The organism is Paracoccus sp. FO-3 (assembly GCF_006386455.1).
GTDB classification, from domain to species: domain Bacteria; phylum Pseudomonadota; class Alphaproteobacteria; order Rhodobacterales; family Rhodobacteraceae; genus Paracoccus; species Paracoccus versutus.
This window is the reverse complement of record NZ_VCBQ01000117.1, coordinates 1-14,652: the sequence shown is the minus strand read 5'-3', so window position 1 is coordinate 14,652 and position 14,652 is coordinate 1. Positions and strand designations below refer to the sequence as shown.

The window sequence follows — 14,652 nt, the reverse complement described above, 5'->3', positions numbered from 1 at the left end:
CGATGGCCGCGCCCCGCGCCCCTGCAGCCGCCCCTGCCGGGGCCGACCAGCCCCCCGTTCCCGCCGCCGAGCCGCATCCGAGCCCGGCCACCGCCGCCTTCGTCGAGGCGGCCTTCGGCGCCGGCAGCCGCCTGCCCGAGCAGCTGGCCCAGAACATCGAGCGCATCGAATCGCTGACCCAGCGCCTGATCAGCGCGCTGGCGCAGCGCCGCCCCTCCAATCCCGGCGTCGAGATGCCGGGCCCCGACCTTTTCGCCACCGCGACCTCGGCCTGGATCAAGCTTCTGGCCGAGCAGCCCGAGCGGGTGATCGGCCAGCAGGTCAGCTATTGGGGCGAGACGCTGCGCCATTTCGCCGAGGCCCAGGCTGCCTTCGCCCGCGGCACGCTGACGCCGCCGCCCAGCGAGGGGCCGCGGGACCGGCGCTTTGCCAACCCGCTGTGGGAGGCGCATCCCTTCTTCAACTTCATCAAGCGGCAATACCAGATCAACGCCCAGGCCCTGCAGGAGGCGGCAAGCGCGCTGGACCTGCCCGAGATGACCGACCGGCGCCGGATCGAATGGTTCACCCGCCAGATGATCGACATGATGGCGCCGACGAACTTCCTGGCGACCAATCCCGACGCGCTGGAAAAGGCGGTGGAGACCGAGGGCGAAAGCCTGGTCAGGGGCCTCGAGAACCTGGTGCGCGACGTCGAGCAGAACAGCGGCGAGCTGATCGTGTCGCTGGCCGACCGCGACGCCTTCCGTGTGGGCGAGAACATCGGCACCACCGAGGGCATGGTGGTCGCGCGCACCAAGCTTTACGAGCTGATCCAGTACAAGCCCACCACCGCGCAGGTGCATGAGATCCCGCTGGTGATCTTTCCGCCCTGGATCAACAAGTTCTACATCCTCGACCTCAAGCCGCAGAACAGCCTGATCAAATGGATCGTGGACCAGGGCCATACGCTGTTCGTGGTGGCCTGGAAGAACCCCGATCCCAGCTATGGCGACACCGGCATGGACGATTATGTCGGTGCCTATCTGGAGGTGATGGACCGGGTGCTGGACCTGACCGACCAGAAAAAGCTGAACGCGGTCGGCTATTGCATCGCCGGCACCACGCTGGCGCTGACCCTGTCGCTTCTCAAGCAGCGCGGCGACGACCGGGTGAACGCCGCCACCTTCTTCACCGCGCTGACCGACTTCGCCGACCAGGGCGAGTTCACCGCCTATCTGCAAGACGATTTCGTCTCGGGCATCGAGGAGGAGGCGGCGCGCACCGGCATCCTGGGGGCGCAGCTGATGACGCGCACCTTCAGCTTCCTGCGCGCCAACGACCTGGTCTGGGGGCCGGCGATTCGCAGCTACATGCTGGGCGAGACGCCGCCGGCCTTCGACCTGCTCTTCTGGAACGGCGACGGCACCAACCTGCCGGGGCGCATGGCGGTGGAATACCTGCGCGGGCTGTGCCAGCAGAACCGCTTCGTCAGGGAAGGGTTCGAGCTGATGGGCCACCGGCTGCATGTCGGCGACGTGACCGTGCCGCTTTGCGCCATCGCCTGCGAGACCGACCATATCGCGCCCTGGAAGGACAGCTGGCGCGGCATCGCGCAGATGGGCTCCAGGGACAAGACCTTCATCCTGTCCGAATCGGGCCATATCGCCGGCATCGTCAACCCGCCCAGCAAGAAGAAATATGGCCACTACACCTCGGATGCCGGCTTCCAGCAGGGCGAGCAGCACTGGCTGGACAAGGCGCAGCACCACGAGGGCAGTTGGTGGGGCCGCTGGGGCGAATGGCTGGCCCGGCGGGCGGGGGACATGGTCGAGGCCCGCGATCCGGGCGAGGGTTTCGGCCCCGCGCCCGGCCTCTACGTCCACGAGCGGGCGTAAAATTTTTCTGCACCGCAGCAAGAAAACCTTGCAATGCTGCGGTGCAGAAAGTATATGTTGGTCAGAACAGTTCAACCGGTGCCGAAGCTTCGCGCCGATCTAGGAGAGAGCAAATGGCCAAGACCCCTGACTTCACCAAGACCCTGCAAGAAGTGATGGCGAAATTCCCGGTCGACACCTCGTCGTTCCAGGACGCCTTCAAGTCGCAGACCGCGCTGGGCGAGAAGATGGCCCGCGTCGCGCTGGCCGCTGCCGAGCGTTCGACCGAGATCTCGGCCCAGTGGGCCAAGGACACCATCGCCCGCATGGGTGAGCTGACCTCGTCCAAGGAAGAGCCGGCCGAATACGCCAAGGCGCTGAGCGATTTCGCCACCGCCGCCGCCGAAATGGCTGCCGAGCACATGGCCGCCTTTGCCGAAGTGGCGAAGAAGGTCCAGATGGACACCGTCGACCTGATGCTGACCGCCGGCAAGGACCTGGCCGCCGACGCGCAGAAGGCCGCCGAAAAGGCCAGCCGCGAAACCCAGGCCGCGGTCAAGAAAGCCGCTGCCGCCGCGACCTCGGCCAGCACCGTGACCAAGGCCTGATCGCAGGCCCTTGCGGTTCCAGACGAAGGGGGGCAGTTCGCTGCCCCCTTTTTCCATGGCCGGGCCCGGTTCGTATCCGGCCGGGCCCCCGATCTGGGCCCGATCCGGGGCTCGTCCCCTGCTTCCGGCGCAGCATGGCGATTTTCTTTGCATTTTTCCGGGCCATTTCCCATCATGCTGCAAATGCACTGCCGGAGGAGCCATGGCTGAGCCCGAGAACACGACCCCGCTTCTGATCAAGCGCTATGCGAGCCGCCGCCTCTACAACACCGAGACCAGCGATTACGTCACGCTTGAGGATATTGCGGGCTTCATCCGTGCCGGGCGGCAGGTGCGCATCGTCGATCTCAAGACCGGCGACGACCTGACCCGGCAATATCTGTTGCAGATCATCGCCGAGCACGAGGGCCGGGGCGAGAACGTCTTGCCCATCGACGTGCTGATCGACCTGGTGCGCAGCTACACGACCCAGGCGCAATCGGTGGTGCCGCAATTCCTGGCCGCCAGTTTCGAGATGCTGCGCGAGGGCCAGTCGAAGATGATGGAGAATCTGTCGACCTTCCCCAACCCGATGTCCTCGATGCCGGGTTTCGAGGCGCTCCAGCGCCAGCAGCAGCTGTTCCTGAAGGCGATGGCGGCGGGCTGGGGCGCGGGCAGCAGCGGCCCCGAGATGGAGGAGACCGAGACGGACGAGACCCGTCGCAGCGGCAAGAAGGCTTCCGCGCCCGAGGACATGGCCGAGATCCGCCGCCAGCTTGCCGAGTTGCAGAAGCGGATTTCGAAGCTTTGAGAGAACTGCGACTTGCACCCCGCCGCCCGTCGCGCTAGACGAACCGCCACGGACGGTTGGCCGAGTGGTCGAAGGCGCACGCCTGGAAAGTGTGTAGGCGGGGAACCGTCTCGAGGGTTCGAATCCCTCACCGTCCGCCACTTCGGTATAAAACCGGGAACGCCGATTCCCGCCATTTCGCTCCCTTGGTGGCTATCAGCGTCCGCAACAGGGCGCTTTTTCTGCCTGATGTAGATTGCATCGTCGGCCACCTCGACGCGTTGCGCAAAAGCCCGGACGTGATCCTGCCGATAGTCGTGCTTTACGAGCCGGAGCCGGCTGCGCTCCCAGTTCCCGCACGGCGGCAGCTGTGAGGCGCGGATGGGTGGAGCTTGCGAGCATGACTTCGATCCGCGCGGCCTCGACGCGCACCTGATGCCGAAGTACCCTCTTACCTATCTTGCAGCTTCCGACAAATGCGGATGAGCGCATCGAGATCGCTTGGCGATAGCTTTGCGATCTCGGCCGGGGGACGATAGTAGGCCGCTTGCAAATCGTCCTTCGTCGCGCTTCCCTTTTCGGTTGCTCGCACGAGCTTCACCCGCCGATCGCTGGGCAACGCAACGCAACGCGGTCGGCCAGGCCGGATCGCTCCAGCCGATCCACCAACCATGTCGCAGTCGAAGGGTCGCAGCCCCATTCGCGCGCCAACACCCCGATCGGCTTGCCATCCGCGTCGAGCGAGAACAGGGCGCGGGAATCGTTCGGTGTCAGTTCATGGCTTTGCTGCGGCTCAAGAAGCCGCGGCGCCGAACGCATCAGAAAATCAAACAGCGCCAAGCCTCGGTGGCAGGGTCCGGCGCGTCGTGAGGGCGTGTCGTCATCTTCGGTTTCGCCTTGCTTCAATGTCTTGGCATACTTTGAATGGTCAAATGATTTTGTTAGTCAAAAGAAATGCCGGCAGCACGTGACCCGGCTCTGCCGGAGGCGAACCCGTTTATGCCAAGCACGGGAGAAGCCCATGAGCACGCATATCCCTGTCCTGATCGTCGGCAGCGGCCTGAACGGCCTGACGGCCGCAGCACTTCTCGCCCATCAGGGTATCGGCTGCATGGTGGTGAAGCGCCATGCCGACACGTCGATCCAGTACAAATTCGCCGGCATCTCGCCCCGCAGCATGGAGATATTCCGCGGCCTCGGGCTGGAGGCGGAAATCCGCGCCAAACGCTCCGGTGACCAGCAGGGGGCGGCATTGTGCGGGGAAGAAGCCTTGCCGATCCAGATATACGATGGTGCCATGGCCCGGTGCCAGCCCCTACAGCCTCACGCAGCCTGCGACTTGCGACCAGCACGTTCTGGAACCGATCCTGCAGCATTGCGCAGAGAGGCTGGGTGCGGACATTCGCTTCAGCAGCGAGCGCTTGTCTTTCGAGCAGGACGCCGCCGGTGTTCGCGCCGTCATCCGAAATCGCGAAACCGGGAAGGAGGAAACGGCGGTCGCCGACTATCTGATCACCGCCGACGGTGCCGGCGGCAGGCTCCGCGAGATGTTCGGCATCGGCCGAAGCGGTCCGGGCGTGTTGCAGCACTGGATGAACGTCATCTTGGACACCGACTTGCCTTCCGAGATCGGCGGCGAGCGCTTCACCTCCTGCTTCGTTACCGACCTCAACGCCACCGTCACGCCGCGTCCTGGCGGGCGCTGACTGGTGGCATTGCAGTATTTTCCAGAGAAAGGCGAGCGACCGGAGGATTTCGACCGCGACCGTTGCCGGGAACTCGTCGAAAAGGCGGCCGGCCGATCCGGCATCAAGGCGGGGTTGGTCGACGCGCGGTTCTGGGAGATGGCGGCATGCGTCGCCAAGCGCTTCCGCGGGTAGCTGTTTTCTGGTCGGCGACGCCGCGCACCTCATGCCGCCGACCGGGGCATTCGGGGGCAATTCGGGCATCCACGACGCGCACAACCTGGCCGGGAAGCTCGCCATTGTCGTCCGGGGCGAGGCGGATGCCGGCCTGCTCGACAGCTACGACGCGGAGCGCCGGCCGGTGATCGCCGCGACGCTGGCGCAGGCGCTTGCCTGCTTGCAGCAGTGGTTCAAGGGTCCTGCGGGGCGGCTGCCGCCTGCCGTCGCCATCGTGGACGACTACGATATCGTGTTCGGGCAGCGCTACGACACGGGTGCGATCGTGCCGGAAGGTCCGCCGCCGGATCGCCCCTTCGAGCCGGTCGCCGAACTGTCGGGCCGGCCCGGCACACGTGCGCCGCATCTGGTGGTCGAGCGCAGCGGAGAGCCGATCTCGATGCTCGACCTGGTCGACCGCGGCTTTGTTCTGCTTGCGGCAGAGGCCGCATGGCGCCGGGCGAGGGCGGCCGTCAGCGAAAGACAGGGCATTACGCTCGCCGGCGGACTACCTCTTCCATGCCGTATTGCTGGCAGTACTTGTTTCGGGGCTTGCCATTGCCTGGAGGTCGTCGCGCCAATGAACGAAGGACCGGAACGGATAGTGGCCGGCGTTGCTGCCGGTGCGCGCGGCTTCAAGCTGATGACGGATTCATTGCGCAGCGCGGACTGATGCCCGGTTTCGCCCGGCTGTCGGCCACCGGGGGACCGTGGTTTACAGACCTCGGCGCGTGAATGTCAGATGCGTCACCCTGCTCGGCGACGAGACCGCCTCGATCTCATAGCTCTGCTCCAGGGCTTCGAGACCGTCCCACAGCCGGACGCCGCGGCCGAGCAGGATCGGCACCACCGCGACATGGGCGTGGTCGACCAGGCCGGCGGCGAAGAAGTCGCGCACGACGGTCGCGCCGCCGCCGATCCGCACGCCCTGGCCCTTTGCGGCCTCGCGCGCCATCGCGAGCGCCTCGGCGGGCGAGGCATCGATGAAGTGAAACGTCGTGCCGCCCTCCATCTCGATCGGCGGGCGGGTGTGATGGGTCAGGACGAAGACCGGCGTGTGGAACGGCGGGCTGGAACCCCACCAACCTTTCCAGTCGGGATCGTCCTGCCATCCGGGGAAGCCGTATTTGCCGGCGCCCATGATCTCGGCGCCGATGCCGGTGTCGTGCTGGCGAACGAGCGCGTCGTCGATGCCGCCGGTTCCACCCTGTCGGCCAGTTCTCTCCCGCCACCATCGGGTCTCGAACATCCATTCGTGGAGACTTTCGTCCGCATGGCCGAACGGGCGATCGCGGCTCAGGCCTCCCCCGGTGCCGAAACCGTCCAGCGAGATGGCAAAGTTCTGGACTTGGGCGAGCGACATGTCGATATTCCTTCTGTCTGTCGGGCCAGGACCGCGATCGACCTGCGGCCGCTGGCCCCTTTACCTTTTCAGCTGCGGACGGCATCGCCGCCGCGATGGAAGCCGAGCGTCAGCCAGGGGACGTGCAGATGCGCGACCCGGCAAGTTCCGCGAATCCTTCATGGCACCGTCTCCGCCCAAGATATTCAAGCTGCATGGCCACCACCCTGGCCGTGCGCTGGCCATATCGCCCGGCGATCGCCTGAAGATTGAGGTCGAGGGCAGCTTCGGGTCGCCGGTCCGGGAAGATCGAGACGGTGTGCTCCTGCGGCCAGGCCTCCGCAACCTGGCCGGGCAGGATGCGAATGCCGTTCGCCGTCACGATGGCGGACGTCGAGGCAGCGAAGGTGACGGCCTTCGACCGGTAGGTCCGCGACCAGGCATCGGCGACCTGAGCCAACGCAACCTCGTCGATGCCCGGTTCCAGGGCGATCCCGAACGCGTCGCGGTTCCAGAAGGCGACCAGGTTGCCCAGAACAGTGGTGGCGAACGAGCGGCTAAACCTGAATGCGCTGCTCGCATGCCGCGCGTCCCAGCGGTCGACGCCGAGATCCTGGGCCACGGTCTCTGCCTTTTTGCGGCCGGCGACGGCCTCGATCAGGGTCAGCATCATGGGCACGGATGCGGTGATGCCGGTGGTCGTCGCGACGTTTCCGTCGATCACGAAGCGCCGGTCCGCGACATACTCGATCGTCGGGCTGCGCCGAAGCAGGTCCTTCAGGTAGTACCAGTGTGTCGTGGCGCGCCTGCCGTCGAGCAGGCCGGCCGCGCCGACGACCTTGGCCCCGGCGCAGACAGCGATGACGATGGCGCCCTTGTCCGATTGCTGCCGCAGCCATGCCAGCACGGCGGGATCGTCGTCGCGGCTCATTGCCGGCACGATCACATAGTCCGCCCCGTCCGGGTGCGCAGCGTCGAATTCGGCGATCGTCGCATCCGGCTCGACCGCGTTGAGCGCGGGATAGAGATGGACCGGACCAGGGCCGGCCGCCAGCATCAGCACATCGGCCACGTCGGCGCGCCGCAGGATTCCTGTCGGCACCACGTAGTCCGTCGTCTCGGTCGCATCGTTGAGGCCGATGACGGCGATGACCGGCCGCCGCTTCCTGGAGGGCTGGAGCGCGTCCAGCATCGCCGCCGTCTCGGAGGCAGGCACCGGCGGCGCGGATGCCGCCATATCGGACGGCAACGCCGCGAGCCACAGGCCGAAGCCACCCGCCACGACGATGACGGCCCCGATGAGTCCCCACATGGCAACCATGCCTTTTCTCACTTTGGTCCTCCGGGTTCCAGGTTGACCTGATCTTACCGCGGGCCGGTCATGGCTGAAATGACATAAAGCCGGCAAAAACTGCCATGATGCGCAATATCGCCATTGTGCTCCATCCGGCATTTCAACTGCTCGACGCGGCCGGCCCGACCGCAGCCTTCGAGATGGCGGAGCGCTTCCGGCCGGGCAGCTACCAGCTCAGGGTCATGGCACCGGGCATCTGCCGCGCGACGGCGCGCGTGGAAAGCTCCTTCGGCCTCAGCTTCGCGGCCGAGCCGTTGCGCGACGGCCCCTTCGATACAATCCTCGTCTCGGGCGGCGAGATCATCCGCTCGATGGCGGCAGCGCAGCAGATTGTCGCCTGGGCTGAGGAGCGTGACGGTCCGGCGCATCGCCAGCGTCTGCTCGGGCGCTTTCCTGCTCGCCGAGGCCAGCCGCCGCAGGCATTGCGACGCGCTCGGGCCTGAGCGCCCGTCGCCTGCTCTTTGCCAGATCCACGAAACGGGCGTGATGGCCATCGGCCTCATCGCGCCGGACGGCATGCGATGGCGAACGACTTGGCGCGTGGCGGCTATCGTCTCCTGTTGCGTTGTCTCATCAAGGGGAGTGGGCGGCCTTGAACGGCCGCCGTTTCCATGTCCTTGCAGGCTCTCACGTCCAGCATCAGGTGCGGCGCGAGACAGCGGGTCTGGAAGGCCTCGAACACCGGCCAGATATCGAGAAGCGCGTTGATGCCTCCCGATGTGACGGGAACGGGGTTGCCGTAGGCATCGCCGACACCTTCCCAGCCGGTGAACTGTGGCGCTAAGTTCGCCAATGTCGCCAGTTTCCGGGGCTTTCCGCATATCCCCGGTCAGGATGCCGTTCTCCGCTACGCGACGAAAGATGGTGGGCACGACGGGAGCGTGCTGTGACGAGCCTGCCGGAAGAGCGCGCTCCGCGCGGGGCCGAGCCGAACAGGGTGATCGCGACGGCGCGATCCTGGCTCGGCACACCTTACCACGACCAGGCCAGCCTGCGCGGCGTGGGCTGCGACTGTCTCGGCCTCGCCCGCGGGGTCTGGCGCGAACTCGTCGGCCCCGAGCCGTTCCCGATCCCGCCCTACAGCCGCGACTGGGGCGAGACCGGACCGCGCGAGGTTCTGGCCGATGGCGCAAGGCGCATGATGATCGAGGTGGAACCTGCGACGGCCGAACCCGGCGCGCTGGTCCTCTTCCGGATGAGGCCCCGCGCCATCGCCAAGCATGTCGGGATCCTGACCGGGCCCGGCGCCTTCCTCCACGCCTATGAGCGGCTGGGTGTGATCGAGGAGCCGCTCGCCTCCGTCTGGCGGCGGCGCATCGCCTTCGCCTTCCCGTTCCCGCAACGCTGAGCATCTGCCATGGCCACCCTCGTTCTCGGCGTCGCCGGTGCCGCCATCGGCGGCAGCATCGGCGGCGCGATCCTCGGTGTCAGCGCCGCAACGATCGGCGGCTTCATCGGCTCCAGCATCGGTTCGGTCGTCAACAGCTGGATCATTTCCTCGCTCGCCCCCACCCAGCGTATCGAAGGTGCGCGTCTCGACACGCTGCGCATCACCTCCTCGACGGAGGGCCCATGCACCGGTCCTGCCGCCGATGCTGGCGCGCCACCGGCTGGCCGCGCCTACGAGGCTGGGGCCAGAGAGGGGGCCAGGGATGGGGCCGGGCCGGCGGACATCCGCTTCAGCGGCAGCCTTGCGGCCGCGCTGGTTCGGCCCGGACCGCTCGGCGGCCTCGGCGCATTCGCCCAGCAGCGCGCGCAGGGCCCGGTGAGGCTCGCGCAGCCTGGCGAAGCCGTCGTCCTTCGCGTCCCGGCCCGAGTTGGTTTGGCCCCCGCCTGCCGTCTCGGCGTCCTCGGTCGCGTCCTGCGGCTGGTCTGCTTTTCTGGACCCGTTTCTGGATGTCTCGGCCTCCCGCGCCATGTGATCGCCCCCGGCGTGGGGATGTTCCCGCAGGAAACGGCGGCCGGCCGCTGCCGAACCGGCCGGCCGCGAGGGCACCTCGGAAGGCAAGGCGGCGGCGGGCATCGCCCGAATGTGAGCGGGAATTCGCGCCCCGTTCTGCAACACTGTCGGAATATGCAGCGGGGGGAGGCTCGCCAAGCGGCGGCATTCGATTAAAATAGATCAGTTGCGTGGAACATGGAGATCCTGATGGCCAACGGTGAAAGCAGCCCCATCGTCGATCCCGAACTCGACAAGGCCCTGTCCGAGCTGCTGGCGCAGACGGAGAGGGAACCGATCTCGCCGCGGCTGCGCGAACTGGCGCGGCGGCTCGAGACGGCGCTCGACGAGGCCCGGCATCGCCGCGCCGGCAAGGGCGGCGCCAATGGTGGCGGCGGCAATGGCAGCGCGGGCGGGGGCCTGCGCTAGGCCCGGCCGGTTCCTGCCGATCCGGCGATTTCGCACGGAACCATCCTTCCCGGCCCGCATTGACTTTTCGCCGTCACCTCGAGGATTGCGAAGGACCGTCATGTCGGACGACATACTCGGCCATATCCCAGCGCTCCGGGCCTATTCGCGCGCCTTGTGCCGGTCGGTCCCGGATGCCGAGGACCTGGTCCAGGAGACCCTGCTGCGCGCCATCGAGAACGTCCACCGCTACCGGCCGGGCACCAACATGCGGGCCTGGCTGTTCACCATCATGCGCAACCGTTTCTTCACCAATTGCCGGAAAGCCGCGCGCGAGCGCACCGGGGCGGCGGATTGCGCCTCGCTGGCGCCGCAGGTCAAGCCGGACCAGGAATGGCACCTGCAGGCCCGCGAGCTGCAGGCGGCGTTGCGCGCGATGCCGGTGCATTACCGCGAGGCGATCGTGCTGGTCGGCGCGCTTGGCGAGAGCTATCTGGACGCCTCGCGCATCCTCGACTGCGACATCGGCACCATCAAGAGCCGCGTGAACCGGGCGCGTTCGATGCTGCGCAGGGTGCTGGAGCCCGCGTTCTGAAGGCCGAAGCCGAGCTGCGACGCGCTTGCCGGGCTGGTTCGGGAAGGCGATCGGGGCGGGAAGGCCGGTCCCGCTGGCCGGGGCCAGCGCGGCGTTTCTGGACGCTTGCGCCCTGCACTCGCGGCGATCTTTGCCATCGCCAACACCCCCGCGGCCGGAGGGTGCAGGGGCCGGCTCCCGCGGCTCGAACTTGAAGGCATAGGACAGGCATCGAACCCGAAGATCGGGTCGCTGGGGATGTCCCCCTCGACCAAGGGGGATGAACAGCCCCCCGGCCGACGCAGGGTGTAACGCGACAGAAACATGGGTTTAATGCGCTTTGAGCGGCTGGTGTCTGGTGGCGTTTTTTTGACGCAAAAGCGGCGTTTTTTTTGACGCGCTACACAGGGATGGCCGGCTTTCTTGTCGCTCCTATCATGCGTGCCAGCCAGCGGTCCCGCCCGGCACCACCTGCATCGCGCCGCGATAGGGCGAGTCCGTTTCGGCCTCGACCGGCGGGCCGGGGGAGCGGCCTCGGTTTTCTCAGTATTCTTCGACAAACTACTGTTTTATTGAGGAAATGGCGGAAGCGGTGGGATTCGAACCCACGGTGGAGTCTCCCCCACGCTGGTTTTCAAGACCAGAGCCTTAAACCACTCGGCCACGCTTCCAGGCCGGGCCGGGATAGGCCGGCGCGCCATGCGAGGCAAGGGGAATCTAGCCGCGCCGCGCTGCCGGCGCGGCAGCCCCCGGCAGCCGCAATCCGGCGCGCAATCCCCCCAGGGCGGCGCGGTCCAGCGTCAGCGCGCCGCCATGCAGCGCCGCCAGGTCGGCGACGATGGCAAGGCCCAGGCCGGTGCCCGGCGGGCCGGCCTCGTCCAGCCGGGCGCCGCGGGTCAGCGCCAGGGCATGATCCTGATCCGACATGCCGGGGCCGTCGTCCTCGATCAGGATGTGCAGTTGGTCGCCCTGGGTCCGCGCGGTGATGCGGATCGCCGAGGAAGCCCATTTCACCGCGTTCTCGACCAGGTTGCCGATCATCTCCTCGAGATCCTGCCGCTCGCCGGCAAAGGCGGGATCGGCTTCGGCGCGGACCTCGACGCGCAGGCCGGTCTCGCGGATCGGGCCGCCCAGCACCAGCAGGATGTCCTGGATCACCGGCGCGACCGGCGTGCGCTGGCCCAGAAGCCGCGGCGCGGCCGAGCTGCGCGCGCGCCGCAGGTGCCAGCCGATCTGGCGGTCCATGCGCGCGATCAGCGCGTGGCCGGGATGGTCTGGGGGCAGCGCATTGTCCAGCGCCGCCAGCGGCGTCTTCAGCGAATGCGCCAGGTTGCCGACATGCTCGCGCGCGCGGGCCAGCACGGCGCGGTTCTGTTCCAGCAGCGCGTTGATCTCGGCCGCGACCGGGCGCAGTTCGGCCACGGCGGGCAGGGGCAGCGCCTCGGCCTGGCCGGCGCGGATGCGGCGCAGGTCGCGGCCGAGCCGGTCCAGGCTGCGCAGCCCCGCCGCGACCTGCAGCAGGCTGGCCGCTGCCAGGGCCAGGCCCAGCACGGCCAGCGAGATGGCCAGCGGCCGGCGCAGCCGCGCCATGGCGGCGTCGATCTCGGCCCGCGGCGCGGTCACGGTGACGGCCAGGGCCGAGGCGGAACCGGGCAGGGTGAAGACATGGCGCGCGACCCGCAGCGGTTCGTTCGCCGGGCCAAGGCCGGGGCCGCCCTGGAAATCCGCCTCGGGCGGGTTCAGCACGTTGTCGAAGAGCGAGGGCGATTTCGCCATCACCTGGCCGTCCTGCGTCAATTGCCAGAACCAGCCAGACAGCGGCATCTGGAAACGCGGATCGGTCGGGGCGGGGCCGGCAACCAGCCGGCCCTCGGCGTCGATCCCGGCGCCGGCGATCAGGGCGTCGGCCACCGCCCCGGTCTCGGCGTCGAAGCGGCCGGTGATGAAATCCTCGAGGATGGCGGCGATGGCGAGGTAGCCTGCGACCAGCGCCACCCCGGTCAGCAGCGCCGCCAGCCCGATCAGCCGGGCGCGGATCGAATCGCGCGGCAGGATCAAGCGGCGGTCCTCAGCACATAGCCCTCGCCGCGCCGGGTCTCGATCAGGCCCTCGCCGACCTTCTTGCGCAGCCGGCCGATCACCACCTCGATGGACTTGAAGTCGCGGTCGGCGGCGGAATCATAGAGGTGGTCGGACAGTTCGCTGCGGCTGACCACGCGGTTCTGGTGATGGATCAGATAGGCGAGGATGCGGGTTTCGAACGCCGTCAGCTTCAGCGCCAGCCCGTTGCGGGTGATGACGCCCAGCTGGGTGTCGAGCCGCAATGGCCCGGCCTTGATCACCGCCTGGGCATGGCCGGCGGCGCGGCGCACCAGGGTCTGGGCGCGGATCACCACCTCTTCCAGGCGGAAAGGCTTGACGGCATAGTCGTCGGCCCCGGCGCGAAAGCCGGCCACCTTGTCGGTCCAGTCGCCGCGCGCGGTCAGGATCAGCACCGGCATGGTCGCGCCGCCCTCGCGCCAGCGGGTCAGCACCTCGATCCCCGGCATGCCGGGCAGGCCCAGGTCCAGGATCGCGAGGTCGTAGGTCTCGGTCGAGCCCAGGAACTCGCCCTGGGTGCCGTCGGCGGCGATGTCGCAGGTGAAGCCGCCGTCGCGCAGGGCGGCTGCCAGCTGCGCGGACAGGGTCGGGTCGTCCTCGACGATCAGGCATTTCATGGCTTCGGCCCCTTTCGGCGGGCATCGGTCAGGCCCGCGCCTGCGACCTCCAGGAAAGCGCCGCTATGCGCGTCCAGCCGGATCAGTAGCACGTCGCGCCTGGGCGTCAGCAGGCGCAGCTCATGCACCAGGATCACGCCCTGCGCCCGCTCGTCGGGGGTGGGCGGCACGATGCGCGCCGCGATCAGCCGGCCGCGGAACCGTTCCGCCACGATCTCGGCGGCGCGGTTGAGCGGCAGGATGCGGGAATCGTGGCGCTGGAGGCTTTCGAACTCGGGCGCCCAATCCTCGGGCCAGGGCGGGCCGCGGTCGTGGCCGCGATCCTCGGCCAGCGCGTTCAGCCCCAGCGCCAGCGCGACGGGAAGCGACAGGGATATGATGCGCATGCGGTTCATCGGCCCTATGTAATGGGCGAAATCCAAATGAAAGCCAAACGGGTCGTTGGTCTTTGGTTGGCGCGACAGGGGCTATTACCCGATTCGTCCGGGGCCGCTGAGGATGCCCCGATAAGGAAGGAACCAGAGATGAGCAGAAAACTCTCGACCTCGATCGCGCTTTCGGCCCTGCTGGCGGCGTTCTCGGCCCCCGTGCTGGCGCAAGAGACGCCCGCCGCGCCCCCGCCCGCGGCCGAGGCCCAGGCCCAGGCCCAGGCGCCGGTCGCGCTGCCGCAGGTGTTGCAGGATGCCGGGCTGACCGACGTGACCAGCAAGCGCGGCCCGCGTGGCGCCACCCGGCTGGAGGGCAAGCTGCCCGACGGCACGCAGATCGACGCCATGCTGGACGACAAGGGCCAGCTGCGCGGGCTGCGCGCCAAGGGCGACGGCGTGTTGCCGCAGGCGCTGGTCGATCAGCTGGTGCCGCAGCCCGTGCGCGACAGCGCGGTCTTCGGCGAGCTGGGCGGGCTGAAGGCGGTGTTTTCCGGTGAGCGCGGCGTGATGCTGGCCGGGCAGGGCGACGGCAAGCAGGGCGTGCGCGCCGCCTTTACCCAGGACGGCACGCTGATGCGCTTTGGCCGCGGCGATGCCGAGCGCGGCGGCGATCGTGGCAAGGGCTGGCAGGGCAAACACGACCACGACCGCCGGGACATGCGTCGCGGCCATCACCGCGGCGACGGCCCGCGGGGCTGGGACCATGGGCCGCGCGGGGATCGCGGGGGCGAGCGCGGCTGGGACCGCGGGCCGGGC

General features: G+C 68.1%; 16 protein-coding genes, 2 tRNA genes and 4 pseudogenes. 14 read left to right on the top strand and 8 right to left on the bottom strand.

The genetic code is table 11. The annotated features are described in order from the left end of the window. Positions 1–2 precede the first annotated feature (2 nt). The 4 genes from phaC to FE811_RS22600 all read left to right on the top strand — a co-directional run bounded on the left by phaC (position 3) and on the right by FE811_RS22600 (position 3,394). Entirely contained in the window at positions 3–1,877 is a 1,875-nt protein-coding gene (phaC, locus tag FE811_RS22615) for a class I poly(R)-hydroxyalkanoic acid synthase (protein ID WP_255469818.1), read from the top strand. Positions 1,878–1,990: 113 nt separating this feature from the next. Next, positions 1,991–2,464 carry a phasin gene (locus FE811_RS22610; protein WP_036751216.1) on the top strand — a complete coding sequence of 158 codons (474 nt, stop codon included), beginning with the start codon at positions 1,991–1,993 and terminating at the stop codon, positions 2,462–2,464. A 202-nt stretch (positions 2,465–2,666) separates the two neighbouring features. Continuing rightward, positions 2,667–3,254 carry a polyhydroxyalkanoate synthesis repressor PhaR gene (gene phaR / locus FE811_RS22605; RefSeq protein WP_072461976.1) on the top strand — a complete coding sequence of 196 codons (588 nt, stop codon included), beginning with the start codon at positions 2,667–2,669 and terminating at the stop codon, positions 3,252–3,254. A 50-nt stretch (positions 3,255–3,304) separates the two neighbouring features. Then, positions 3,305–3,394: transfer RNA gene (locus FE811_RS22600), tRNA-Ser, on the top strand. 436 nt (positions 3,395–3,830) lie between these two features. Here FE811_RS22600 and FE811_RS27975 read toward each other — a convergent pair. Then, positions 3,831–4,073 (bottom strand): MarR family transcriptional regulator, encoded by a 243-nt coding sequence (locus FE811_RS27975; protein ID WP_208861613.1) that lies wholly within the window; start codon positions 4,071–4,073, stop codon positions 3,831–3,833. A 181-nt stretch (positions 4,074–4,254) separates the two neighbouring features. On the opposite strand from FE811_RS27975, the pseudogene FE811_RS28790 reads away from it, so the two are divergent. From FE811_RS28790 to FE811_RS22575, 3 genes and pseudogenes are all read left to right on the top strand, one after another. Beyond that, positions 4,255–4,479, top strand: a pseudogene (locus tag FE811_RS28790) (FAD-dependent monooxygenase); the annotation flags it as partial. 43 nt (positions 4,480–4,522) lie between these two features. Continuing rightward, on the top strand, positions 4,523–4,939 hold the full coding sequence (locus FE811_RS22585) for an FAD-dependent monooxygenase (protein ID WP_166435552.1): 417 nt from the start codon (positions 4,523–4,525) through the stop codon (positions 4,937–4,939). Further along, positions 4,926–5,807: an FAD-dependent monooxygenase gene (locus FE811_RS22575; RefSeq protein ID WP_181180933.1), complete on the top strand. Its 882-nt coding sequence runs from the start codon at positions 4,926–4,928 to the stop codon at positions 5,805–5,807. Before FE811_RS22585 ends, FE811_RS22575 begins: the two co-directional genes overlap by 14 nt. Before the next feature lie 42 nt (positions 5,808–5,849). Here FE811_RS22575 and FE811_RS22570 read toward each other — a convergent pair whose 3' ends face one another. Both FE811_RS22570 and FE811_RS22565 read right to left on the bottom strand, forming a co-directional pair. Beyond that, a complete protein-coding gene (locus FE811_RS22570) occupies positions 5,850–6,497 on the bottom strand; it encodes a dihydrofolate reductase family protein (RefSeq protein ID WP_116222337.1) in 648 nt (215 codons plus the stop codon). Positions 6,498–6,606: 109 nt separating this feature from the next. Further along, positions 6,607–7,788 (bottom strand): DJ-1/PfpI family protein, encoded by a 1,182-nt coding sequence (locus FE811_RS22565; protein WP_208861614.1) that lies wholly within the window; start codon positions 7,786–7,788, stop codon positions 6,607–6,609. A 104-nt stretch (positions 7,789–7,892) separates the two neighbouring features. Between FE811_RS22565 and FE811_RS22560 the strand changes: the two genes are divergently transcribed. Then, positions 7,893–8,273 carry a hypothetical protein gene (locus FE811_RS22560; RefSeq protein WP_116222339.1) on the top strand — a complete coding sequence of 127 codons (381 nt, stop codon included), beginning with the start codon at positions 7,893–7,895 and terminating at the stop codon, positions 8,271–8,273. Between the two features lie 104 nt (positions 8,274–8,377). Here FE811_RS22560 and FE811_RS28405 read toward each other — a convergent pair. Further along, positions 8,378–8,593: pseudogene (locus FE811_RS28405) on the bottom strand (hypothetical protein); the annotation flags it as partial. 10 nt (positions 8,594–8,603) lie between these two features. On the opposite strand from FE811_RS28405, the pseudogene FE811_RS22550 reads away from it, so the two are divergent. From FE811_RS22550 to FE811_RS22530, 5 genes and pseudogenes are all read left to right on the top strand, one after another. Continuing rightward, positions 8,604–8,720: pseudogene (locus FE811_RS22550) on the top strand (phage BR0599 family protein); the annotation flags it as partial. A gap of 5 nt (positions 8,721–8,725) precedes the next feature. Next, positions 8,726–9,178 (top strand): NlpC/P60 family protein, encoded by a 453-nt coding sequence (locus FE811_RS22545; RefSeq protein WP_116222461.1) that lies wholly within the window; start codon positions 8,726–8,728, stop codon positions 9,176–9,178. Between the two features lie 9 nt (positions 9,179–9,187). Further along, positions 9,188–9,400, top strand: a pseudogene (locus tag FE811_RS22540) (hypothetical protein); the annotation flags it as partial. 579 nt (positions 9,401–9,979) lie between these two features. After that, positions 9,980–10,198, top strand: coding sequence for a hypothetical protein (locus FE811_RS27640; RefSeq protein ID WP_166435553.1), 219 nt, complete (start codon positions 9,980–9,982; stop codon positions 10,196–10,198). Positions 10,199–10,298: 100 nt separating this feature from the next. Beyond that, positions 10,299–10,772, top strand: coding sequence for a sigma-70 family RNA polymerase sigma factor (locus FE811_RS22530; protein ID WP_116222340.1), 474 nt, complete (start codon positions 10,299–10,301; stop codon positions 10,770–10,772). Positions 10,773–11,332: 560 nt separating this feature from the next. Here the strand turns inward: FE811_RS22530 and FE811_RS22525 are convergent. The 4 genes from FE811_RS22525 to FE811_RS22510 form a co-directional block, all read right to left on the bottom strand. Further along, positions 11,333–11,422, bottom strand: a tRNA-Ser gene (locus FE811_RS22525). A 46-nt stretch (positions 11,423–11,468) separates the two neighbouring features. Further along, complete coding sequence (locus tag FE811_RS22520; protein WP_036751075.1) at positions 11,469–12,809, bottom strand: HAMP domain-containing sensor histidine kinase; 1,341 nt, start codon at positions 12,807–12,809, stop codon at positions 11,469–11,471. Next, positions 12,806–13,468, bottom strand: a complete 663-nt coding sequence (locus tag FE811_RS22515; protein WP_036751072.1) for a response regulator transcription factor — start codon at positions 13,466–13,468, stop codon at positions 12,806–12,808. Before FE811_RS22515 ends, FE811_RS22520 begins: the two co-directional genes overlap by 4 nt. Continuing rightward, the gene (locus tag FE811_RS22510; RefSeq protein ID WP_244295221.1) at positions 13,465–13,854 is read right to left on the bottom strand and encodes a hypothetical protein; all 390 of its coding nucleotides are present in this window, start codon (positions 13,852–13,854) and stop codon (positions 13,465–13,467) included. Before FE811_RS22510 ends, FE811_RS22515 begins: the two co-directional genes overlap by 4 nt. Positions 13,855–13,992: 138 nt before the next feature. Between FE811_RS22510 and FE811_RS22505 the strand changes: the two genes are divergently transcribed. Then, positions 13,993–14,652, top strand: a 660-nt coding sequence (locus FE811_RS22505; RefSeq protein ID WP_140848854.1) for a hypothetical protein, incomplete at its 3' end; no start/stop codon positions are given.